Source organism: Kibdelosporangium aridum, from assembly GCF_900176515.1.
GTDB classification, from domain to species: Bacteria; Actinomycetota; Actinomycetes; order Mycobacteriales; family Pseudonocardiaceae; genus Kibdelosporangium; species Kibdelosporangium aridum.
This window is the reverse complement of sequence record NZ_FWXV01000022.1, coordinates 23,960-46,927: the sequence shown is the minus strand read 5'-3', so window position 1 is coordinate 46,927 and position 22,968 is coordinate 23,960. Positions and strand designations below refer to the sequence as shown.

Genomic DNA, 22,968 nt, shown 5'->3' with positions numbered 1-22,968 from the left:
CCGGCACCGATGCCTTGCTACACTTTCTGCCGATGTGGCAGAAACTGACAGGTTTGAGCCTAGCCGTGGACGTCGATTGTGTAAACAAATCGTGTCCACTTTCCGCATACGATCGTGGATACGTTCAGGAGGTGTGGTCGTGGTGAAGCGGGATCGGCCGACGTTGACCGAGCGGCGGGCGGAGGAGTTGCGGCTGGAGATCGCGCGCAAGGCGGTCGAGATCTTCGTCGCCGACGGCGACACGTCCGTGACCGTCGATCGCATCGCGGAGGCCGCGGGGGTCTCGCCGCGCACGTTCCACCGGCACTTCCCGGCCAAGGAGGATGTCGTCCGCCCGATATTCCGGCTCAGCTCGACACAGGTGATCACAGCCCTGCGGAACGCCCCGACAACCGGTGACGTGGTGGAGACGCTGGTCGCGGCGTGGGTGTCACAACTTCACGAGGGCACGCTGAGCGACGGCGAGCGTCAGTTCCTCAAGCTCATGGCGTCGACCCCGCAGTACCGGTTGCGCTGGATGGAGGTCGACGACGAACTGTCCGAAGCCATGGCCGAGTTCCTGCGAGAACGCGTCGCGCTGGGCGACCACCCGCTGCACCGGAGTCTGCCCGCCTATCTCGTGGTCCACGCCACCCGGCACGTCTTCGACTACTGGATCCTGTCCGACTCGAGCGAGGACATCGCGGATCTGCTCCGAGACGTCTTCCGGACCGTGCTCGCCGGGGTCGAGGCCACCCGCCCCGTCCCCACGGGCGACGGTGGCTAATCGGGTCCCAGGACGCCGGTCCGGCGGAGTTCGTCGATGTCGTCGACCGAGTACCCGCACTCCGCGAGAACACGCGAGGTATCTGCCCCGGACCGTGTGGGCGCGCGCGGCGGTACTGACGCCGACCGGCTCAGCTTGATCGGCACACCGATGCCGCGGTACGCGCCATCGCTCACGACCATGCGGCGGTGCCGTACTTGCGGCGCGGACAAGGCTTGGGCTACGTCGTTGACCGGACTCGCCGGAACACCACGCGCCGCCAACTTGGCCGCCAGTTCGTCCGCGTTTCGTGCGAGGAACAAGGGTTGCAGCTCGGCCAGCAACTGTCCCAGGTTTCCGATCCGGTCTCGATTGAACCGGAACCGGGGATCCTCGGCCAGCGAGGGCCGGCCAAGAGTGTCCGCGAGCGCGGCGAACTGAGCGTCACTGGCGGCCGCGACGAACAACCGCCCCTCCCCAGCGGTGCGGAACACTTGGTACGGTGCCACTGTCGGATGCGCCGCCCCAGTGCGCTCGGGCACCACACCGGACTGCAGATAAGCAGCGGTGTGCGGGTGCATCAGCGACACAACCGCATCGAACAGCGTCACGTCGACCAACTGACCACGACCGCTGACCGACCGTTCCAGCAATGCAAGCAGAATGCCCGCGAACGCCTGATGCGCCGCCGTGATGTCCACAATGGGCACACCTACCCGTAGCGGGTCGCCGTCGCGCTCACCGTTGACACTCATCAGGCCGCCGTACGCCTGTAGCACCGCGTCATACCCCGGCATGCCGCCAAGCGGCCCGTCGACGCCGTAACCAGTGATCCGGCAGTAAACGCCCTGGGAACTCCTCCGCCAGCCGGGACTCATATCCGAGTCCCCATCGTTGCATGGTGCCGACCTTGAAATTCTCCACGACGACGTCCGCACGGGAAATGAGGTCGTGCAGCACATCTCGAGCTCGCGGCAGTCGCAGGTCCAGCACGATGTTCGCCTTGGTGCGGTTGAGCCCCTGGTAGTAGGCGCTCGTCGTCTCGGCCTCGTCGGCGAACGGCGGCCCCCAGCGGCGCGTCTCGTCTCCCGACGGCGCCTCGACTTTGATCACTTCCGCGCCGTGGTCGGCGAGCATCTGTGCGCAGAACGGTCCAGCGAGGATCCGGCTCAGGTCGAGGACACGCAGACCCCGCAACGCTCCGATCACCTGGCACCGTCCGTCAGAAGCGGCCACCACGAACCCGCTGTGTGCATCGCAGCCAGTTGATCCTGCCAATAGCTCTCACTGCCGAATTCCTCGCGCCAGGCCCACAACCGGGTGGTCGCCGCTCCCAGGCGATGTTCCTGTGAGTAGCCAAGCGCTCCGTGCAACTGGTGCCCGATCGCAGCGACGACATGCGCGCTCGCGGAGTTCGTCGCTTTCGCCGCCGCAACCGCGACGTCGTCATCCGCCAGCACAGCGGCGTCCGCACTGACCCGCATTGCGGTGGCCTCCGCCGCAAGCGCGGCGAGATGCTGCTGCACAGCCTGGAACCGAGCGAGCGGACGCCCGAACTGCTCCCGCTCGGTGACATGGCGCCGGGTTGACTCGAGCACAGCGCGAGCCGCAGCCGCGAGCTGGATGGACCGGGCCAGTGCGCCGCGCCGCAACAAGTCCATCGCGTCGACGTCCGACGGCGCCACGGCCACAGGTTCGACGTCGTTGAGCACGAGCGTGTCGCGTGGTTCACCGGCGAGGTTCTCGGCGTACTCGATATCCAGCCCCTCGGTGGGTACGACGGCGACGAGAACATCGGTGCCATCACGAACTGTCGTGACGACGTAGTCGGCATACCGAGCCCACGGTGTTCGCAACCGGCCAGACAAGCGGGACCGTCCGCTCGCTTCATCAAGTGAGCTGACCATCAGCCCATCGGGCACGGCAATGCCTGCCCGGGACAGCAGCCAACCGGCCAGAAACGCCGTCTCCACGATTGGGATCCGCGCACCGTGGAAGGCCGTCAGATCCACCACCACGGCGAGATCCCGCAGACTTCCGCCGCTGCCGCCGATCTGCTCGGGAACACCGAGCAGGTGAAACCCGGCCTGACCCAAGGTCTTCCACAGTGGACGATCGAAATCCGCGGGGCCCGGATGGTTGTCCTTCAGGATCGCGCTGACCGTGGCGAGAATCTCCGCTACGTGGTCGTCGTTCACCGCACCCCCAGCCCGCGGGCCACCACCGAACGCAGAATCTCGTTCGCGCCGCCGCGTAACGTGAACGCCGGCGAATGCAGAACCCCCTCGGCGAGCAGCCCAGCCAAACCCGGTTCGCCGCTGCGCGGCTCTACACCTGCCAACCGCCGCACGGTCTCCACCACATCCCCTTCGAAGCGCGACCCGAGATCCTTCACCAGAGCCGCTGCCACATCGGGGGAACGCCCGTCGGCCAGGGCGGCAGCCACCGACAAGGACATTTGGCGCAGCGTCCACGCGCGCGCGCGGTGAGTCTGCCCAATTCCCTTGCTGCGACGGGATCACCGGCCTGTTGATCAGCCCATGCCCGGAGCAACGGCACTGTGCTCATCCATCGCTCGGGACCGGATCGTTCGTGCGCGAGTTCAGCAGTGACCTGACGCCAGCCCGCACCACGTTCGCCGAGCAGACTGTCGTGCGGAACCACGGCGGCGTCGAACACCACCTCGTTGAAGTGGTGCTCACCGTCCACAGTCACGATCGGCCGGATCTCCACGCGCGGATTCGGCAGGCCCACAATGAACTGCGACAGGCCAGTGTGCCGGTCCTCCGGCGAGCCGTCCGTACGGGCGAGCAGCATCATCGCATCGGCGACATGAGCTCCGGTGGTCCACAGCTTCGTGCCGGTGATCTCCCACCCGTCCGGGACCTGTCGCGCCCGGGTACGCACCGATGCCAGGTCGGATCCGGCATCCGGTTCGCTCATCCCGATCGCGAAGAAGCACTCGCCGCGGGCGATCGCGGGCAAATAGCGCTGCCGCTGCGCTTCCGTTCCGTTGCGCAGGATCGACGGGCCCATCTGACGGTCGGCGATCCAGTGCGCCGCCACAGGAGCTCCCGCCGCCAACAGTTCTTCGTTGACGACGAACCGGTCCAACGGCGACCGGTCGTGGCCGCCGTACCGGCGTGGCAGCGTCATTCCCAGCCAGCCACGCGCACCCAGTAGCCTGCTGAACTCAGGGTCCGCCGCGGTCATCCAGGCGTCACACCGTGGGGCGAACGCGCAGCTTTCCAGAAAGTCCCGGGCCTCGTCGCGAAGCTGCTGCGCATCGGTGCCAAGGCGATAAGCCGAGAGCTCGATCGTCAACCGGACTCCTTCTTCGGGTTCCGGCTCACGCTAAGCCAATTGTTCCGACCCCGTATGCGGAAGTTCCGGTGAGTGGACGGCCGGGTCAGCCCGCGGACGGGCGGGCGATCGCACCGGCCTGCAGCATCAGGTTCAGCTGCGTCTCCGCCCCCGCGCGGTGAGTATCCATCAGGGCGACCAGACCATCCAGGTCCCCGTCGGTGAGCGCGGCGACCATCTGCCTGTGTTCGGTGAGAATGCGTTCCCGTCCTGATTGGTCATGCAGATAGACCGAGTGGTACGGCAGCGCCCAGGTCCAGATCCGCGCGATCTCCTTCACCACCAGGGTCAACGGACTGAGCCGGAAGATCGCGAAGTGGAAGTCGCTGTTGCGGGTACGCATCCGGGCCAGGTCGAGATCGGCCGCGGCACGCTCGACCTCCTCGGCCAGCGAGCTGATCTCGGTCAGCTGGCTGGATGTGGGCGGTGGCAGGCTGCGGATCACTTCGGTCTCCAACAGCCGCCGCATGAGGTAGATCTGGTCGAACTCCGAGCGGCTCAGCCGTGTGACGGCGAACCCGACGTTGTGCTGGTGGGTCACCAATCCGTCCGACACGAGCTGGCGTAGCCCTTCCCGGACCGGCAGCCGGCTCACCCCCAGGGTGGCCGCCATCTGTTCCTGCCGGAGCTGCTGCCCGGGCAGCAGCTCGCCCGACACGATCATCTGCTTGATGCCGTCGACCACGCGGAACACCGCTTGGTCGGCTGCCTGGGCACGCGTCTTGCTGGGTGGCATCGGCTCACCCTATGTGGTCACGCTCCCGCCGTTGAGATTGAGCGTCTGCCCGGTCATCCACGACGCCTCGGGCGACGCGAGGTAGACCGCCGCCGCTCCGACGTCCTCAGGCGTGCCCAGCCGCCGGGTCGGGATCCTGGCGGCGATCGCGGCGGTGTGCTCTCCGGCAGCGTTGGTCTGTAGCCCGAGCGCGAGCGTGTTGGCCGTGACACCGAACGGCGCGACCTCCTGGGAGACGTGCCGGATGAAGCCCTCGACTCCGCTCTTGGCCGCGCCGTACAGCGACAGGCCCTGGTCGGAACCTGTGCGCGCGGAGCCCGAGGAGATCTGCACGATACGTCCCCAGCCCGCGTCGCACATCTCGTCGATGACCGTCGAGAGGCAGTTCATGGCACCGAACAAGTTGATCTCCACCGGCGCCCGCCACCGGCTCGGATCGAGCGTGCGGAACTGCCCCTGGCCGAAGTCAGCGGGAATCCCCGCGTTGTGGACGAGGATGTCGATGTGCCGATCGAATTCCGCACGAGCCCGGCCGACTCCGTCACGCACGGCGGCCAGATCCGTGACGTCGAACGCGATCGGCACGGCGGTCCCGCCCCCGGCGGTGATCTCCTTGCTGACCGCCTCGGCCCGCTCGGGCACCAGGTCGTTCACCGCCACCGCGGCGCCCTGCGCGGCCAGTGCCCGGGCGATCCCCGCCCCGGCGTTCTGGCCGGCTCCCGTCACGAGCGCGGTACGGCCTGACAGGTCAAACATCGGTCTCCTCTCCCATGTGCTGGATGATCTCCAGCAGATGTCCCTCGGGGTCGGCGAGCTCTGCGACACGTATCGCAGGCTGTGCAAGAGTTTTCGGTTCCGACCGCACCGCACCGCCCGCGTGTTCGGCAGCCCGCACCACCTGGTCCACGTCGGCCACGGCGAATCCGAGCACAGTCCCACCACGTCGGGGCGGCTCGCGGTGCGGATAGTGGAGCAGCAACAACGAAGGCCCGTCACCCATCACGATCTCTTCGAACGCCGCATCACCGGCACCACCGGAGAACCTGTGCTTCGGCTCGAGGCCAAGCACATTCGCATAGAAGGCCGACTGGGCGTCGAGATCCTCGACCACGATCTTCGTGAACATCAAACGCGCTGACACCGTGGCAGTACAGCGGTTGCACGGCACTTCCACAGACATGTGTTCCAGTGAGCGGGAGAACCAGCCTCAGCAGCTCATCTGGCCAAGTCATGATGACCCCATCCGGCAACCTGATCGGACTGTCCACAGCAGAGGACTCGCGGCCGACGACGCTTGCGCTCGACACCCCATGACGTCCCCAGACAATGGAGTCACGGATGAGTAATGAACCCATCGGTGTACCGACGGCGACGGGTGCCGCCGAACAGGTAGCAGAAGCGAGGGGCACCGAACCGGACGAGCCGCGTCTCCGGCCTGTCAGCGCGTGGTTCATGATCGTCTACACCCTGGCCAGCTTCGGCGTGTCGCTCGTGATCCTGATGCCGCTGCTGTTCAGCCTGGCCTACAAGGTCCAGATCGTCGATCCTGCCTCGAAGGAGAGCAGTCTCGGGCTGGTCATCGGCATCGGCGCGATCGTGCCGATCATCGCCGGTCCGGTCATCGGGGCGCTGAGTGATCGGACACGCTTGGCCTGGGGACGCCGGCGACCGTACCTGATCATCGGAATCGGCGTCTATGCCGCAAGCGCGCTACTGATCGCCAACGCGTCGTCGATCGGTCTGATCCTGCTCGGCTGGACGATCGCGGGTATCGGCGTGTCCTGTGCGGCCACTGCGGTGACACCGGTGATCGCGGAGTGGGTGCCGGAATCTCAACGAGGCAAGCTCGGAGCGTTCGGCGGGGTCGCCGCACAACTGGCCGGGGTGGCAGCGAGCCTGGTCGGCAGCCTGCTGATCGAGCATCAGGTGTTGTTGTTCCTGTTGCCGGTGCTTGTTCTCGCGGTGACCTCGGCCTTGTTCCTCGTCACGGTCCCCGATCGCCCCGCTCGTCCGGACGTGCCGCCGACGTCGGTGTTCCGGTTCTTCAAGGATCTCGCCTTCAACCCCTTCCAGCACCGGGATTTCACTCTCGTGCTGATCGGCAAGTTCCTGATTACACTGGGGATCAACTTCTTCTCGACCTACCAGCTGTACTTCCTGCTGGACCGCCTGCGGCTGACGCCGGCCGACGCGGGTCAGAAACTCGCACTCCTCGGCGGAATCGGGGTTCTGGTGACCACCGCGTCCGCCATCGTCAGCGGCGTGGTCTCCGACCGAGTCAGGCGCCGCAAGCCGTTCATCTACGCGGCGGCCGCACTGATGGCATGTGGTCTGCTCCTCGCCGCCTTCGCGACCAGCATCGTGCTCTACGGCGTGGGGACGACACTGCTGGTGGCCGGCGTGGGCATGTTCGCCACGGTCGACCTGGCGCTGGTCAGCGATGCGATGCCGGACAGGGACACGCAGGCCGGCAAGTACATGAGCATCTACAACAGCATCGCCAGCGGCCCACCCGGCGCGATCGCCCCGATCCTCGCGCCACTCGTCCTCGCCATCGGCGGTGGCAGCAACTACACCGCCCTGTTCCTCACGGCAGCCGTCCTGGCGACCGCCGCGGGCCTCACCGCGTGGTGGATTCGCAGCGTCCGGTAATCCGCAAAAGCACCACAACAGTCCACTGTAGAATGTTAAGGAGACCTGTGACCCGCCCATTCCCTGACGGATTCCTCTGGGGAGCGGCCACCTCGGCCCACCAGACCGAGGGCAACAACCTCAACAGCGACTGGTGGAAGCTCGAACAGGACATGGCCGGGCCCATCCAGCCCAGCGGCGACGCGGTGGACAGCTACCACCGGTACGAACAGGACATGCGGCTGCTCGCAGACGCGGGCTTCAACGCCTACCGGTTCAGCATCGAGTGGGCACGCATCGAACCTGTCCCGGGAACGTTCTCCCGCGCGGAACTCGCACACTATCGGCGGATGATCGACACTGCCCAGCGGTTGGGGCTCACCCCGGTAGTGACATTGCACCACTTCACTCATCCCGTGTGGCTCGGCGCGCATGACGCGTGGCTTCGTGATGACGCTGTCGACCTCTTCGCCCGGTACGTTGAGCAAGCCTGCACCATTCTCGATGGCGTCGAGTGGATCTGCACCATCAACGAACCCAACGTGCTGGCGGTCAACCATGGCGCTCTGGCGGAGGTCGCCGCCGGTCGGCCGTATCCGTTCAATGCCCTTCCCGACACCAAGATCGGCACAGTCCTGATCGAAGCCCACCGGGCCGCGGCTCCGCTCGTACGGCAGGCCACCGGCGCGAAAGTCGGGTGGACGGTTGCGAACCAGGCCCTCGTGCCCGCTCCCGGAGGGGAAGCCAAGCACGCCGAAGTGCAGCATATCTGGGAGGACATGTACCTCGAAGCGTCCCGCGACGACGACTTCGTCGGGGTCCAGTCCTACACGAGCCAACTCGTCGACGAGAACGGCATCGTCCCGCATCCCGAGCGCCCCGGCAACACCCTCATGGGATGGGCATACCGCCCCGACGCACTCGCCATCGCAGTCCGCCACACGCGTAACGTCGTCGGCGATGTCCCGATCGTGGTCACCGAGAACGGCATCGCCACCACCGACGACGAACGCCGCATCGCCTACACGACCACCGCCCTGCAGGGACTCCACGCCGCCATCGACGACGGCATCGACGTACGTGGCTATCTGCACTGGAGCCTGCTCGACAACGTCGAATGGGGACGGTGGGAGCCCACGTTCGGCCTCGTCGCCGTCGACCGCGGGACCTTCGAGCGTCGCGCAAAGCCAAGCCTCGCGTGGCTGGGATCCGTCGCCCGCGCGAACGCGCTGTGATCCCGGAGAAACCAGACCGACCACCACAGGAAGAGCATTCCATGATGGACATCGCCGAGTTGACCCTTGAGCAGAAGGCGGAACTGCTCACCGGCCAGGGGCAGTGGCGGACGCACGCCTGCCCGGAAGCCGGAATCGAATCGGTCTTCCTGTGCGACGGTCCACACGGGATTCGTCGCGAGGTGGTGGAGGACTACTCCCAAGGCATACCCGAGAGCCTGCCCGCGACCTGCTTTCCGCCCGCTGTCGCGGTCGGCTCGAGCTGGGATCCCGAGGTGGCCGCCCGGCTCGGTGCCGCGCTCGGGCGGGAAGCCCGCGCGGCCGGTGTCGGTGTGGTCCTCGGTCCGGGCGTGAACATCAAACGCTCACCATTGTGCGGGCGGAACTTCGAGTACTTCTCCGAAGACCCGCTCGTCTCCGGGGTACTGGCCAGCGCATACGTCCAAGCCCTGCAGGCGGAAGGCGTGGGCGCGTCGGTGAAGCACTTCGCTGCCAACAACCAGGAAACCGACCGGATGCGCATCAGCGCGGACATCGACGAGCGCACCTTGCGCGAGATCTACCTCCCTGCCTTCGAGCGGGTCGTCACCGAGGCCCACCCCGCGACCGTCATGTGCTCCTACAACCGGGTCAACGGCGTCTACGCGTCGCAGAACCGGTGGCTGCTCACTGACCTACTGCGCGCCGAATGGAGATTCTCCGGCACGGTGATCTCCGACTGGGGCGCCGTCGTGGATCGGGTCGCCGCGCTCGCGGCCGGGCTGGACCTCGAGATGCCTGGCACCTCCGGACTCAGCGCACGCAAGATCGTCGAGGCAGTGCGATCCGGCACTCTTGACGAGATCATAGTGGACCAAGCTGTGGCGCGGGTGGCTCAGTTGAGCAGGTTCAGTTCCGCGACCGATGACGAGACGTTCGATGTGCAGGCGCACCATGCGCTCGCGCGGGAACTCGCCGCTGAGTGCGTGGTGCTGCTGAAGAACGACAACGCTGTGCTGCCTCTGGAGGGCCCCGGCACGATCGCGGTGATCGGCGAGCTTGCGGTGAATCCGCGGTACCAGGGTGACGGCAGTTCCCGCGTCAATTCGACCACTGTGGACGTTCCGCTTCAGGAGATCACCACACTGGCTACGGAACGCGGCGCCGCGGTCGTCCATGCGTTGAGTTCGGACGCGGTGGAGGTGGCCCGTCAGGCCGAAGTGGCGATTGTGTTCGCGGGCACGGCGACGGAGGCCGAGGGATACGATCGGGAATCGATCGACCTTCCAGCCGACCAGGTCGAACTGATCCGGGCAGTGGCCGCGGTCGCCAAACGCACCGTCGTCGTGCTCAGCAACGGCGGCGTGGTCTCGTTGGAGGGATGGCACGACGAGGTCGACGCGATCGTCGAGGGCTGGCTGCTCGGCCAGGCCAGTGGCGGCGCGCTGGCGGATGTGCTGTTCGGCGTGGTGAACCCGTCCGGCCGCCTCGCCGAGAGCATCCCGCTGCGGCTCGAGGACAACCCGAGCTACCTGAACTTTCCCGGCGAAGCGGGGCACGTCCGGTACGGCGAAGGGGTCATGGTCGGCTACCGGTACTACCAGACAGTCGGCCGATCAGTGCGCTATCCCTTCGGACATGGGCTGAGCTACACCCGTTTCCACGTCGACGACCTCACCGTCACGGCGACGGGGGACACGACCGCCACGGCGACCGTGCGAGTCACCAACATCGGATCACGCGCCGGAAAACACGTGGTGCAGCTATACGTCGCGACCACCGCGGGTAACGTGCGCCGACCGGCGCGTGAACTGCGGGCCTTCCGCAAGGTGTTCCTCGAACCGGGTCAAACCAGTGAGATCACACTGGAGCTGGATCACCGCGCCTTCGCCTACTGGGACGCCACCACCTGGGACTGGGTCGTGTCGCCCGGCGCGTACCGGATCCAGATCGGTGCGGACTCCGCCACGATCGTGGCCGAAACCGAGATCGATCTGGTCGGCGACCCGATCATCCGCGAGCTGACCATGGAGTCCACCTTCAGCGAGTGGTCGGCCCATCCAGTCGTCGGCCCGGAGTTCCGGCAGAGCATGACCCGCAACCTGCCCACAGACCAAGCGAAGACCTTCGAACAGGCCAACCACGAGGGACTCGCCATGGCCGCCCACCTCCCGATGCGCCAGTTCACCCGCGCGGCACCGGCGCTGTTCTCCGACGACATCCTCGAACAGCTCATGAAGATCAGCCGCACAGTCCCCGTGTCGCGAGAGAAAGAGAGCCGCGAACCGTGACCTCACGCGACATCCACGCCCTTGTCCGCCGTCTGGACATCGACCAGAAGATCGCCCAGTTGCAAGGTTTGTCCGTCTACGAGCTGGGTTTCGTCACCCAAGCCGGGTCCGGTGGTGGCTGGGATTTCACCCGGCTGCCCGAGCTGCGTCCGCATGGCGTCGGGCACCTGTCGATGGTCTGGCTGCTCGACGCGGATCTGTCGGTCTTCCAGCGGTTGCTGGGTGAACTCCAGGAACAGTCCCGCGAGATCAGCCCGTTCGGAATCGGCGCGCTCGTGCACGGGGAGGGAGTCAACGGCTTCCTGCACGAATCAGGCACCCAGTTCCCCACCGCGTGGGCACAGGCCGCGACCTTCGCGCCTGAGCTGACCAAGGCGTGCGCCGCGATCACCAGTGCCGAGATGCGACAGGCGAACGTGCACCTGTGTTTCTCTCCCGTGCTGGATGTGGCGCGGGATCCGCGCTGGGGCCGGGTCCACGAGACCTACGGTGAGGATCCCGAGCTGATCTCGCAGATGGGCGTCGCGTTCGTCCAGGGGATCAACGGCGTGCACGGCGACACCGGGGTCACGGCGGTGGCCAAGCACTTCACGGGGTACGGCGCGTCGGAAGGTGGGCTGAACCAGGCGGCCGCACAACTCGGCCGGCGCGCTGTGCGGGATGTGTACGCCGAGCCGTTCCGGCGGGCGATCGCCGAGGCAGGCCTCGATTCGGTGATGAACTCCTACAACGAGATCGACGGCATTCCCGCGGCCGCCGATCCGTGGCTGCTCAGCGATCTGCTGCGCGGCGAACTGGGTCTGCCCGGCGCGGTGGTCAGCGACTACGACTCGATCAGCATGCTGCTCAAGACCTACCACACCGCCACCAGCCCGGCCGAGGCCGCCGCGCAGGCGCTGCACGCCGGTCTGGACGTCGAACTGCCGAACAACGAGATCTTCTCCTCGCTCGGCGAAGCCCTCAAGGAGGGTTTGATCCAAGAAGCGGATCTCGATCGCGCGGTGACCCGAGTCCTGCGGGTGAAGCAACGCCTCGGCCTGATCCCTGAGCTGGCACCGCCCACGAAGCCCGCTGCCCCGTCGGGGAAGGAACCGAACCAGCATCTCGGGCAGGACGTCGCCGAACAGGCGATCGTGCTGCTGCAAAACGACGGAGGCCTCCCGCTCGATGTCACCGGTCGGGACGTCGTTGTGGTCGGTCCCGCTGCGGACGAGATCCGCATCCACTTCGGCGCTTACACCGCGGTCGCCAACCGGGAGGTACCGCTCGGCATCGCGGAGATCATGTCCGGACGGGTTCCCGAGCAGGTCTTCACCGATCTGTTCCAGGTCCGGTTCCCCGGAATCGAGCCGGCGTTCGAGGCACACGCCCGGCAGCTGTACCCCGAAGCACGCACGGTCCTCGATGCTCTGCGGGCGCGACACCCGCACGTTCGTTACGAGAGCCTCGGTTCATTGGACGACTCCAAACCAGTAGACGTCGACGCCGTCCGGGATGCGGTCGGCGAAGCGGATGTCGTCATCGCGGTTGTCGGTGAGCGCACCGGATGGGTCGGCAACAACACCGCGGGCGAGGGCCAAAGCAGCGCTCAACTCCGGTTGCCCGGCAACCAGGACGCATTGCTCGCCGCGCTGGCGCGTACCGGTCGCGCGGTTGTGACCGTGGTCGTGTCGGGACGCCCTCTGTTGCTGGCGGACGCGGCAGCCGTCTCGTCGGCCATGCTGTTGGCTCCCCTGCTGGGGCAGTACGCCGGCGACGCCATCGCCCGGGTGCTCACCGGCAAGGTCAACCCGAGCGGCAAGCTCCCCTCCACGTTCCCGCGTACGACCGGGCAACTTCCGCTGTACCACGGCCATCACTACGGCAGTGGGTATGAGCACCCCACCGGGATGCGGCACGGCTATGGTGATCTGGCCGACAACGGTCCGTTGTTCGCCTTCGGACACGGACTGAGCTACACCACCTTCTCCCTTGAACTCGAGCACGTGGGGTTCGATGCCGAGCGGACCGCGATCCAGGCCACGTGCACCGTGGCCAACACCGGAACTCGCGCCGGAGCTACCGTCGTTCAGCTCTACGGCCGGGACGAAGCCGCCACGGTGGTGCGTCCTGTCCGCCAATTACTCGCCTTCCAGAGGGTGAAACTCGCCCCTGGGGAACGCCGTGGACTCACCTTCGACGTCCCCGCCGCACGCCTGGCCTACACCCAGCCGGACGGCACGCGAGGCGTCGAACCCGGTGAGGTCACTGTGCTGGCCGCGTTCGCAAGCGACGACGTCCGCGGCACCGGATCGGTGCTGCTGCCGGCGGTGAGCGCGTGATCCGTCAGCCATTCTCCGAGGGATGGACCGTCCGACCGAAGGTGAACGAGTTCGCCGAACTGGGCGTTTCGCCTCCCGAAGAGCCCATAATCCTGCCGCACGACGCCGTGATCAGCACGCCGCGTGATGCCGAGTGGAGCGACGGCGCGGCGACGGGATTCTTCCGCGGCGGAACGTGGGAGTACACGAAGAAGTTCTTCGTTCCCGACGAGTACGCCTCGAAGCGGGTCCGAATCGAGTTCGAGGGTGTGTACCGGTCCGCGCTGATCTACCTCAACGGCGACCTCGCCGGCCGCTGGGCGTCCGGATACGCCGAGTTCTCGATCAAGGCAGACGACTTCCTCCGCTACGGCGAAGAGAACGTCCTGCGAGTCGAGGCCCGGGCACACCAGGATTCACGGTGGTACTCGGGTGCGGGCATCCACCGCCCCGTCCACCTGATCGTCGCCGAACCCGTCCACATCGGACTCCACGGTGTGCGTGTCGTAACCCCTGACATCGACGCGCAGCGCGCCGTCGTCGAGATCGCCACGACAATCGAGAACGAGGCCACCCGGATCGCCACCGTCACCGTCGAGACCACAATGCTCGACGGCCAGAACCGAACTGTCGCGGTGGACCGCGCACCGGTGACTGTGCTTCCCGGCGAGGATGCCGTGCTGCGCCAGCGCGTGGTCGTGCTTGATCCGGCACTGTGGAGCCCTGAAACGCCACACCTCTACCGTGCGGCCGTCACCGTGCAGGCTGGGGATGACCTCGTCGACGAAGCCGAGACCACGTTTGGCATCCGTACCCTCCAGCTCGACGCAGAACGTGGATTCCGGATCAACGGCGAGGTCGTCACTCTGCGCGGCGCGTGCATCCACCACGACAACGGGATTCTCGGCGCCGCCGCCGTCACCAGGGCCGAACACCGACGCGTCGAGCTGCTCAAACAGGCTGGCTTCAACGCCATCCGTAGCGCGCACAATCCGATGAGCCGGGCAATGCTCGACGCCTGCGACCGGCTCGGCGTGCTCGTCATGGACGAAGCCTTCGACATGTGGACCAGGAGCAAGAGCGACTTCGACTACGCGCTCGACTTCGCCGACTGGTGGGAACGCGATCTCAACGCAATGGTGCGCAAGGATCAGAACCACCCCAGCGTCTTCGCCTACTCCATCGGCAACGAAATTCCCGAAGTGGGCACGCCGCACGGAGCGGTCTGGGCCCGTCGGCTCGCCGAGCACGTGCGCGCCCTCGACAGCACCCGGTTCGTCACCAGCGGCGTCAACGGCCTGCTCACTGTGCTCGACGACCTCAAGGCACAGACGACCGACGGGACCGGCATCAACACCGTGATGGCGGACTGGGGTGAAGTCCTCGACCGGGTCGGCATGTCAGACCCCGTCACCGACCGCACCGCCGAGGTGTTCGCGACGCTCGACATCGCGGGCATGAACTACCTCGACAGTCGCTATGAAATCGACCGCAAGCTGTTCCCGAACCGGGTCATCGTCGGCTCCGAGACGTTCCCCACCCAGATCGACCGCCTGTGGGGACTGGTCAAGCAACACCCGCACGTCATCGGCGACTTCACCTGGACCGGGTGGGACTACCTCGGCGAAGCAGGCGTCGGCAGGCCGCAATACGCCGGCGAGCCGGGAAGCTTCCTCGGCAACTACCCATGGCTCACCGCGTGGTGCGGCGACATCGACATCACCGGTGTACGCCGCCCCGCCTCGTACTACCGCGAGATCGTCTTCGGTCTCCGGTCCGCTCCGTACATCGCCGTCCAAAACCCGGAAACCTATGGCCGCCAAGCCATGTCGTCACCCTGGGCCTGGACCGACAGCCTCGCGACCTGGACATGGCCCGGACACGAAGGCAAGCCCCTGGTCGTCGAGGTCTACAGCGACGCCGACGAAGTCGAACTGCTCGTCAACGGAAACTCGCTCGGCCGCAAACCTGTCGGTGAACATCACCGCTACCGCACCGAGTTCGAGACCACCTTCATCCCAGGCACCGTCACCGCAGTGTCCTATTGCGACGGTCGGAAAACCGAGCGCAGCGAGCTGGCCACGGCCATCGGCGACGTCCGCCTATCAGCGGCCGTGGATCGCTCATTCATCAAGGCAGACGTGGACGACCTCGCGTTCGTCGACATCACCCTCGTCGATTCGCACGGCGTCGTGTTCACCGGCACCGATCGCCGCATCACTGTGGCCGTCAACGGTCCCGGCATTCTCCAGGGCCTCGGCAGCGCCGATCCCACGAACGAGGAAACGTTCACCGGTCACGGCCACCGCACGTTCAACGGGCGGGCACTGGCCGTCATCCGCCCCACCGGGCCCGGCGAAATCCACGTCACGATCACGGACGACACCAACCTGACCACCGACGTAGTGGTGATCGCCGAACAGACGAAAGGACGCACCGATGACGGCGCCTACTCGCCTGCGTGCTGAGCATCTGCACAACCCCTTGGGGACGAACGTCGCCCAACCACGACTGTCGTGGTGGCTCCCTGCCGGTTCCGCCGCACAGTCGGCATACCAGATTCGTACCCCTGATTGGGATTCCGGGCGAGTAGACACCGACGAGCACGTGCTGGTCCGTTACTCCGGTCCCGTGCCCGGTTCCGGCCAGCGAGTGACCTGGCAGGTCAAAGTGTGGACCGATCTCGGCGAAAGCGCCTGGTCCGAGCCCGCGTTCTGGGAAACCGGGCTCGGCGCCAAGGACTGGACAGCCACGTGGATCGAACCCCACGAGCGGAACCTGCCGGAAGCCGGAAGCCGGTCCGCGCACCTGTTCCGGCGGGACTTCACGTTGTCGGAAGCCGTCACGAGTGCCCGGCTGTACGCCACAGCGCATGGCGTCCACGAGACCTTCCTGAACGGACAGCGCGTCGGCGACCTGGAACTGACACCCGGCTACACCGCTTACCGGGATGTGTTGCACGTCCAGACCTACGACGTCACCGACCAGCTCCGCACGGGCGAAAACAGCTTGGGCGCCATTGTGTCCGACGGCTGGTTTCGCGGCCGAACCGGCGCGATGCGCATCCCGAACTCGTTCGGCGACCACACAGCCTTGTTGTGCCAGTTGCACGTAGTGCACGAGGACGGCTCGACCACTGTGCTGGGGACCGACTCCGCGTGGACGACTACACCGGCATGGATCACGGCGGACCTCATGGACGGCCAGAATGTGGACATGAGCCGCGAAACGCCCGGCTGGTCGGCTCCCAGTTTCGACGATGCTTCCTGGTCGAAAGCCGCAGTCGTCAGCGGTGGGCGCTATGACGATTTCGACCGGCTCACCACGTCACCCGCGCCACCCGTGCGGCGTATCGAGGAACTGACGCCCGTTTCGGTGGCCCGGTTGTCATCCGGGCGGCAGGTCATCAACCTCGGCCAGAACATCAACGGCTGGCTCCGGCTGAAGGTGCCGCAGGGAGATCACCTCGTTCTCACCCATGGCGAAGCACTCGGCCCGGACGGTGACGTCACCGTCGAGCACCTGCGTACCATCCACTGGCAGACCGGCGAAGCGCTGCCGGCCGGTCAAGTCGACCGGGTGATCTCCGGTGGCCGACCGGACGAAGTGTTCGAACCTCGGCACACCACGCACGGTTTCCAGTACGTCAGTGTGGAAGGCGCGTCCCGTCAGATCACGACAGACGACGTGCGCGGCATCGTCGTGCACACCGACCTGCGCCGCACCGGGTGGTTCCGCTGTAGTGACGAACGGATCAACAAACTGCACGAGGCCGCAGTGTGGAGCTTCCGCGCCAACGCCTGCGACATCCCCACCGACTGTCCACAACGCGAACGCGCGGGCTGGACCGGCGACTGGATGCTCTACGTGCCGACGGCCGCATTCCTTTACGACGTAGCGGGATTCTCCGTGAAATGGCTGCGAGACCTCGCCGTGGACCAATGGGACAACGGCTGCCTGACCAACTTCGCGCCCGACCCCGGCGGTCGCGCCATCCAGCATCTGCCGGTGATGGAACTGTTCGCCGGTTCCTCCGGGTGGGGCGACGCGTCGGTGATCGTGCCGTGGGAGCTGTACCGGGTCTACGGCGATCTCGACGTCCTCAAGGAATTCCGGCCGATGATGACCCGGTGGGTGGACTTCGCCGCGGAACGGGCCCGCACCCGTAGGCACCCGGACCGTGCGACCCGCCGCCCGGAACCCGCGCCACATGAAGAATTCCTCTGGGACGGTGGCTTCCACTGGGGCGAGTGGTGCGAACCAGACGCCGAAGACGAGGCTTTCCGGACCGCGGATCACGGCGCGGTGGCGACCGCGTATCTGTACCGCTCGGCGTCACTGCTGTCCCAGATCTCAACCATGACCGGTCACCGGGATGATGCCGACCGGTACGAACTCCTTGCGGCGAATGCCCTCAACGCCTGGCGCAAAGAGTTCATCGCCGACGACGGCACACTCACCCCGGACACGCAGGCCACGTATGTGCGAGCACTGGCCTTCGACTTGGTACCGGCGGACATGTGCGCCGCCACGGCGGAACGACTCGTCACCCTGATCCGCGCGGCGGGCACCCACCTGGGCACCGGGTTCCTGGCAACGCCGTACCTGCTGCCCGTGCTTGCGGACACCGGGCACTTGAACGTGGCCTACGACTTGTTGTTCCAGGACACCCAGCCGTCGTGGCTCACCATGATCAACCGCGGCGCGACCACGATCTGGGAGCACTGGGACGGCATCGACGAGCACGGTACCCCACACGCCTCGCTCAACCACTACAGCAAGGGCGCCGTCGTGTCATTCCTGCACCGCCACACCGCGGGAATACGGCTACGCGACGATGCACCGGGATACCGGCACTTCGACGTACGTCCCGAGCCGGGTGGCGGGATCACCTGGGCTGAGGCCGAACTCGACTCCGTGTATGGCCGCATCGCGACGAAGTGGCGTATCGAGGACGGTCGGTTCCACTTGTCGGTCACCGTTCCGCCAGGAACGACAGCCACCGTGACGTTGCCGGACAGGCGAAGCTTCCCCGTAGGCCCGGGCACGCACATGGACAGTTGCGACGCGTAGGTCAGCCGGATTCCCGTCGAACCATCGTGGCATCGATGTCCAAGGCGACAGGCGGGTCCCGGCAGCAGCGAGATTCTAGGACGATCGTGGTCGTGACGGCACGAACTGTGGGCTTGGGGCCGAATGGGGCTGACTCTGGCCGCTGGCTTCAGCAGAGCAGTCGAACCGGCAGGGTGGTTCGTCGCAGGCCGGTCAGTATCCATCATCGAGCGCGTACGCGCTGCTGTACATACCGCCACGGTGCTGCCGCCAGCCGACTTGGCTGACCGGGCTACCCTGGTCGCCGAGCGCTATGAGCACGACGCTCGCCGCGAGGACGATGAAGCCGAGAGAATCCGACGCGGACTGCCCGAATAAGAGAATGCCTTGGCTCACGCAGGGAATCGTGGATCATCGCCTGTTCGGACTGGAGGCCTTGCTAGACGACAGCGGGGTACGACGACGCGCACCATCGAAGTCCCAGTGCTCCTCAGCGGAACCACTGCCACGTCCTTCTTCCGTATCGCCAGTCTCGACGCGGATCCCCCTTTCGCCTGTCTGGCAATCGACATGGACAAGGTCACCAAGCTGACGGTTGGCCTTGCCGCGGTTGAGAAGGAAGGGCGTTGGCCAGTCTGCAGTCTATGCGAGTCCACGACGGTCCGGATGTTGTGACCCTCGACCGGCGATGCCGCGACTACATCGCGAGTCACGCCAATCGAGCGCCTCCAGCGCCGTACGTTCGCCGATTTTTGAGTGCTGTTGAGAAGGTTGAGCGCATCGCGCTCAACCTCGGGTTGCGAGTCCAGGCGGGTGGCGGAGACGTGCACCAGAATCAGTGACCGCCGCAAGAGATTGGATGCGGCGTCGATCTCGTTGGACAACGCCTTCGCCATACGCAGTGCCAACTGTCCGTCTACCGCCATAGCCGACATGATGGTCGCCAACTTCGCGAGTCTGCCTTCAACAGGCGAGAATCGGGTTGGTCCGATCCACGACGGCATGGAGCGACATTGCCTCTTCACAGCAGTCAAGTGACCTTGCGAACCCTTGACGGCTTGCACATCGACGGAACGCTCGTCTCGCCAAGTGACCGCGCCAGTCGAGCTGTTGCCTTCGTCCACGGGGGCGGGGTCACCCGCGAGGAAGGCGGGTTCTTCACCCGGCTGGCCACTGGACTGGGAGAGGCTGGCGTCGCGTCATTGCGCTACGACTTGCGAGGCCATGGCCGCAGCGGCGGGGTGCAGCACGAGGCGACGTTGGCTGCCCATCTGAACGACATCCGCGTGGCATTGGCGTACCTGCGCGAAACCACTGGCGCGACTGCGATCAGCCTGCTGGGCGCGAGCTTCGGCGGCGGCCTGTGCGCCTACTACGCCGCCAAGCGACCCGACGAACTGACGCGCTTGGTCCTGCTGAACCCCCAGCTGAACTACAAAGACCGGTACATCAACCAGAAGCCACACTGGACTGACGACCACCTCAGTGACAAGGCAGCGCACCAGCTCGAGCAACACCGGTACATCGACCATTCACCGACCGTGAAACACGGTCGAGCGATGCTGAATGAGGTGTTCTGGATCAGGCCGAACCTGGTGCTGGGCGAGATCCAGGCGCCGACGCTGATCGTCCACGGCACGAAGGACACGTTCGTCTCGATCGAAGCCTCACGGGCCGCAGCCCAGCAGCTTCGCGTCGAGCACAAGTTGGTGGAGATCGATGGTGCGCAACACGGCTTCGCCGTCCACGATGACCCGCAGTACGTGAACCCGCAAAGCCAAGAATGGCAAGCATTTACGATCCGAACCGTCACAGACTGGCTCACTGAGGAGCAGTGACGTTCCAATCAGAGAGCGCAGAGCGCAGCTCGACCGGGCCCGGCCGACCGCTCCACGGCGTCAGTACCTGAAGTGTCCGACGGAGTTCGCGCTTCGTACGCAGCGAAGAGGTCGCCGACGCCAACTCGACTGCTTGGATGCCGACGAGCGAGGCTTCGTCCGGTTCGCCTGACAGCGCGAGAGATGATGCCATCCGTGCCATGAAGTACCCGCGGTCTCGGCGCGACAGCGGTTCGGTTTTCAGCACGTGTCCATAGAGTTCGGCCGCCTGGCCAGGTTTGCCTGTGAGGTTCCAAAACGCTGCACTGCGGGTTTGACCTGTGATGAACGCACGGTCGACGGGCAAGTAAGGGCAAGGCGGCCATTCATGCGGCCCCGTCAGGTGCGTAAGACAGTCGGGTGCCTGTGGTCTGTCTGTCTGCGGCATTACGGTAGATCTCCTGCATAATATTTGCAGTATGGAAAATTTGCTCCTGGATGAGCTATGCGTCGACCACGGGGCAAGGGTAGTCTCGGAACCTGCATCATGTTTGACCAATTTGGTCAAAGTCGGAATTTTGCCACACCTCTGACGTAGCGGGTGGCCGGTCTCGCTTGACGGTTGGAGGAGGCCATGGGAAAACGTGGCCCCGTGTCGAAGTCAACCGGCCTGCGCATCCTGCACGGCGACCGGAAAGACCGCATCAACACTCATGAACCGGTCCCACCAGCCGAGGCTGTGACTCCCTCTGACTGGTTGTCGGACAAGGCCCGGGCGATCTGGGAGCGGCTGGCCCCGACATGACCGCACGCAAGGTCCTGATCTCCTGGGATGCGGACGCGTTCGCGGTGTTGTGTGAGGCGCTGGCCCGGTACGCCGCAGCGCCCCAACTGGTGAACGGCTCGGCGCTGCTGGTGCCGGGGCCGGGTGTGTTGGTGCCGAATCCGGCGTTGAAGGTGCAGGCGGATGCGGAGCGGGTGTTTCTCACCAACGCGGCCCGGTTCGGTTTGACGCCGTCGGATCGTCAGGCGATCAAGGCCGAGGTGGGCGGCGATGGCGACTCGGTGGGCGGTGCGGAGCGGCTCCTCTCGTAAACCCCACCACCAGCAGGCCACCCATGAAGGCCCTGCGGCTTCGTGTCTGTGGCCGCACGTCGACGGCCGCACCTACCGCAAGCGCGGCGACCACCTGTGCAAGCCGCGTGCGGATCACGCGATCGCGTTCGCGCAGGAGCGCGCAGGAGAGCAGGAGATCTGCGTCCACACCAAAGACCGGTGGGCCAGGACCTCGTTCATCCTCGCGCCCTGGCAGCGCGACGACATCGTCAGACCGCTGTTCGGTGAGGTGCGCTGGGATGAGGCGTGGGGCGCTACGTCCGGCGCTACCGCATCGCCTGGATCGAGCTGGCGCGCAAGAACGGCAAGTCCGAGCTGTTGGCGTTCGTCGCGCTCTACATGCTCGTGGCCGACCGGGGTGGAGGGTACGGAGATCTACGGCTGCGCGATGGACAAGCCCCAGGCGCACAAGGTCTTCGAGGTCGCCGCCCGGATGGTCAAGCTGTCCCCGGTGCTCTCCCGTCGCCTGCGGGCGATCGAGCACCAGGCCCGCATCGTCGATGAGAAAACCGGGTCCTACTACGAAGTGGTCGCCGCCGACAGCATGGGCAACCTCGGTCACAACCCCTCTGCGGTGATCTTCGACGAGGTGCTGAACCAGCCGAACGGGGATCTGTGGTCGGCGCGATGCGTACCGGCATGGGTACCCGGATGCAACCGTTGATGATCGCGGGCAACGACCTGGCCAGCTTCGCCAAGTCCGAACACGACGAATGCGTCCGGATCGCCAACGACCCCAGCCGGCACCGCACCGATTCGTGTACCTCCGTAACGTGCCGGACGACGCGGACCCGTGGGACGAGGCCAACTGGTACGTCTCCAACCCCGTGTGACGCTCAAATACTCATCGCTGTAGGTCAACGGGCCTGCCAGTCAGGTTGAGACAATCCTTGCACGATCGTCTCGCTGCTGTACGGCGTGACCCGGCATCTGCTCTCGATTCCCGGAGTACTGTACGCCGTGAGACCAGCAGGGACGCCGAGCTCCTAGTCCTGAGACACGAGAACACGATCCTGCACCGCCCACTCGGCAAAACGCCTGCGCTATCAACCCGCGGACCGGCTCTGGCTCAGCGCCCTGTCCAGGCTCATCCTTCGCCACCGACGGGCGTCGATCTTCCCATCACACCGGCGACGCGGCTTGCCACCGAGGACAGCAAATGGGGACACCGCAGGATCCACGGCGAACTCGTCCGGCTGGCAATCGGCGACGTGAATCCCGAGGACTACGACGTGCTCGTGATCCCCGGCGGCCGAGCGCCGGAACACATCCGAACCGACCCGGACGTGGCGCACATCGTCAAGCACTTCTTCGACCGAGCACTCCCGGTCGGCACGATCTGCCACAGCCCACAGGTCCCGGCCGCACTGGGGCTGCTACGCGGCCGCACCACGGCCGCATACCCGCCCCTGAAAGCCGACGTAAGGAACGCCGGCGCCACATTCGTGGACGGCGCCATGGTGTCCTGCCGCGGCGGCCCGACCTGCCCGAGTGGTCGCGCGCGTTCATGCAGGTGCTGGACAGGGCGAGCGTCCCGGCCTGACGTACGTCCACTGAGGACGTTCGAGGCGGCGATTCCCATCAGCTGCGGCGCAGATTGTCGCGTTTCCCGTTCGCCAAGCGCGGCGGCCTTCTTTTTTGTTGTGTTGGTTCAAATCGGGATCGGCAATCGCGCATGTTGCTGACAAGCACTTCCCGTGTTT

Annotated in this window: 22 protein-coding genes; 12 read left to right on the top strand and 10 right to left on the bottom strand. The window is 65.9% G+C overall.

Annotation, left to right across the window (positions count from 1 at the left end; genetic code table 11):
• The first annotated feature begins 139 nt into the window (after positions 1-139).
• Positions 140-766: a TetR/AcrR family transcriptional regulator gene (locus B9C43_RS53430; RefSeq protein WP_235039381.1), complete on the top strand. Its 627-nt coding sequence runs from the start codon at positions 140-142 to the stop codon at positions 764-766.
• Here B9C43_RS53430 and B9C43_RS53425 read toward each other — a convergent pair.
• The 8 genes from B9C43_RS53425 to B9C43_RS53400 form a co-directional block, all read right to left on the bottom strand.
• Complete coding sequence (locus tag B9C43_RS53425; RefSeq protein ID WP_268811644.1) at positions 763-1,542, bottom strand: CaiB/BaiF CoA transferase family protein; 780 nt, start codon at positions 1,540-1,542, stop codon at positions 763-765. The two genes, B9C43_RS53430 and B9C43_RS53425, sit on opposite strands and share 4 nt — an antisense overlap.
• Entirely contained in the window at positions 1,529-1,954 is a 426-nt protein-coding gene (locus tag B9C43_RS59865) for a CoA transferase (protein WP_268811643.1), read from the bottom strand. Before B9C43_RS59865 ends, B9C43_RS53425 begins: the two co-directional genes overlap by 14 nt.
• Positions 1,951-2,943 carry an acyl-CoA dehydrogenase family protein gene (locus tag B9C43_RS53420; protein ID WP_084434846.1) on the bottom strand — a complete coding sequence of 331 codons (993 nt, stop codon included), beginning with the start codon at positions 2,941-2,943 and terminating at the stop codon, positions 1,951-1,953. Before B9C43_RS53420 ends, B9C43_RS59865 begins: the two co-directional genes overlap by 4 nt.
• Complete coding sequence (locus B9C43_RS59365) at positions 2,940-3,140, bottom strand: hypothetical protein (protein WP_327225517.1); 201 nt, start codon at positions 3,138-3,140, stop codon at positions 2,940-2,942. Before B9C43_RS59365 ends, B9C43_RS53420 begins: the two co-directional genes overlap by 4 nt.
• Positions 3,137-4,069, bottom strand: coding sequence for an acyl-CoA dehydrogenase family protein (locus tag B9C43_RS53415; RefSeq protein WP_235039379.1), 933 nt, complete (start codon positions 4,067-4,069; stop codon positions 3,137-3,139). The genes B9C43_RS59365 and B9C43_RS53415 overlap by 4 nt, the downstream gene beginning before the upstream one ends.
• A gap of 85 nt (positions 4,070-4,154) precedes the next feature.
• Positions 4,155-4,844 carry a GntR family transcriptional regulator gene (locus B9C43_RS53410; RefSeq protein WP_084434845.1) on the bottom strand — a complete coding sequence of 230 codons (690 nt, stop codon included), beginning with the start codon at positions 4,842-4,844 and terminating at the stop codon, positions 4,155-4,157.
• Positions 4,845-4,853: 9 nt separating this feature from the next.
• Entirely contained in the window at positions 4,854-5,600 is a 747-nt protein-coding gene (locus tag B9C43_RS53405) for an SDR family NAD(P)-dependent oxidoreductase (RefSeq protein ID WP_084434844.1), read from the bottom strand.
• Complete coding sequence (locus tag B9C43_RS53400) at positions 5,593-5,985, bottom strand: VOC family protein (RefSeq protein ID WP_235039378.1); 393 nt, start codon at positions 5,983-5,985, stop codon at positions 5,593-5,595. Before B9C43_RS53400 ends, B9C43_RS53405 begins: the two co-directional genes overlap by 8 nt.
• Before the next feature lie 197 nt (positions 5,986-6,182).
• On the opposite strand from B9C43_RS53400, the gene B9C43_RS53395 reads away from it, so the two are divergent.
• From B9C43_RS53395 to B9C43_RS53370, 6 genes are read left to right on the top strand one after another with little or no spacing between them, the layout of a single operon-like run.
• Positions 6,183-7,496, top strand: coding sequence for an MFS transporter (locus tag B9C43_RS53395; RefSeq protein WP_084434843.1), 1,314 nt, complete (start codon positions 6,183-6,185; stop codon positions 7,494-7,496).
• Between the two features lie 47 nt (positions 7,497-7,543).
• Positions 7,544-8,710: a glycoside hydrolase family 1 protein gene (locus tag B9C43_RS53390; RefSeq protein ID WP_235039377.1), complete on the top strand. Its 1,167-nt coding sequence runs from the start codon at positions 7,544-7,546 to the stop codon at positions 8,708-8,710.
• 41 nt (positions 8,711-8,751) lie between these two features.
• Entirely contained in the window at positions 8,752-10,980 is a 2,229-nt protein-coding gene (locus tag B9C43_RS53385) for a beta-glucosidase (RefSeq protein WP_235039376.1), read from the top strand.
• A complete protein-coding gene (locus tag B9C43_RS53380; protein WP_084434841.1) occupies positions 10,977-13,301 on the top strand; it encodes a glycoside hydrolase family 3 N-terminal domain-containing protein in 2,325 nt (774 codons plus the stop codon). The genes B9C43_RS53385 and B9C43_RS53380 overlap by 4 nt, the downstream gene beginning before the upstream one ends.
• Positions 13,298-15,748, top strand: a complete 2,451-nt coding sequence (locus tag B9C43_RS53375) for a glycoside hydrolase family 2 TIM barrel-domain containing protein (RefSeq protein ID WP_084434840.1) — start codon at positions 13,298-13,300, stop codon at positions 15,746-15,748. The genes B9C43_RS53380 and B9C43_RS53375 overlap by 4 nt, the downstream gene beginning before the upstream one ends.
• Positions 15,720-18,353 carry a family 78 glycoside hydrolase catalytic domain gene (locus B9C43_RS53370; protein WP_084434839.1) on the top strand — a complete coding sequence of 878 codons (2,634 nt, stop codon included), beginning with the start codon at positions 15,720-15,722 and terminating at the stop codon, positions 18,351-18,353. The genes B9C43_RS53375 and B9C43_RS53370 overlap by 29 nt, the downstream gene beginning before the upstream one ends.
• Before the next feature lie 192 nt (positions 18,354-18,545).
• Here B9C43_RS53370 and B9C43_RS53365 read toward each other — a convergent pair whose 3' ends face one another.
• Positions 18,546-18,728, bottom strand: coding sequence for a hypothetical protein (locus tag B9C43_RS53365; RefSeq protein ID WP_084434838.1), 183 nt, complete (start codon positions 18,726-18,728; stop codon positions 18,546-18,548).
• 638 nt (positions 18,729-19,366) lie between these two features.
• Between B9C43_RS53365 and B9C43_RS53355 the strand changes: the two genes are divergently transcribed.
• The 4 genes from B9C43_RS53355 to B9C43_RS53340 all read left to right on the top strand — a co-directional run bounded on the left by B9C43_RS53355 (position 19,367) and on the right by B9C43_RS53340 (position 21,929).
• On the top strand, positions 19,367-20,170 hold the full coding sequence (locus B9C43_RS53355; RefSeq protein WP_235039375.1) for an alpha/beta hydrolase: 804 nt from the start codon (positions 19,367-19,369) through the stop codon (positions 20,168-20,170).
• A gap of 631 nt (positions 20,171-20,801) precedes the next feature.
• Positions 20,802-20,954 carry a hypothetical protein gene (locus tag B9C43_RS59360; RefSeq protein WP_235039374.1) on the top strand — a complete coding sequence of 51 codons (153 nt, stop codon included), beginning with the start codon at positions 20,802-20,804 and terminating at the stop codon, positions 20,952-20,954.
• Positions 20,951-21,244 (top strand): P27 family phage terminase small subunit, encoded by a 294-nt coding sequence (locus B9C43_RS59355; RefSeq protein ID WP_235039373.1) that lies wholly within the window; start codon positions 20,951-20,953, stop codon positions 21,242-21,244. The genes B9C43_RS59360 and B9C43_RS59355 overlap by 4 nt, the downstream gene beginning before the upstream one ends.
• Positions 21,204-21,929: a hypothetical protein gene (locus tag B9C43_RS53340; RefSeq protein WP_200826128.1), complete on the top strand. Its 726-nt coding sequence runs from the start codon at positions 21,204-21,206 to the stop codon at positions 21,927-21,929. The genes B9C43_RS59355 and B9C43_RS53340 overlap by 41 nt, the downstream gene beginning before the upstream one ends.
• Positions 21,930-22,311: 382 nt before the next feature.
• On the opposite strand, the gene B9C43_RS59350 is transcribed toward B9C43_RS53340, so the two are convergent.
• A complete protein-coding gene (locus B9C43_RS59350; protein WP_235039372.1) occupies positions 22,312-22,611 on the bottom strand; it encodes a hypothetical protein in 300 nt (99 codons plus the stop codon).
• Here B9C43_RS59350 and B9C43_RS60380 point away from each other — a divergent pair.
• Positions 22,498-22,950: a DJ-1/PfpI family protein gene (locus B9C43_RS60380; RefSeq protein WP_407657195.1), complete on the top strand. Its 453-nt coding sequence runs from the start codon at positions 22,498-22,500 to the stop codon at positions 22,948-22,950. The genes B9C43_RS59350 and B9C43_RS60380 overlap by 114 nt on opposite strands.
• Positions 22,951-22,968 lie beyond the last annotated feature (18 nt).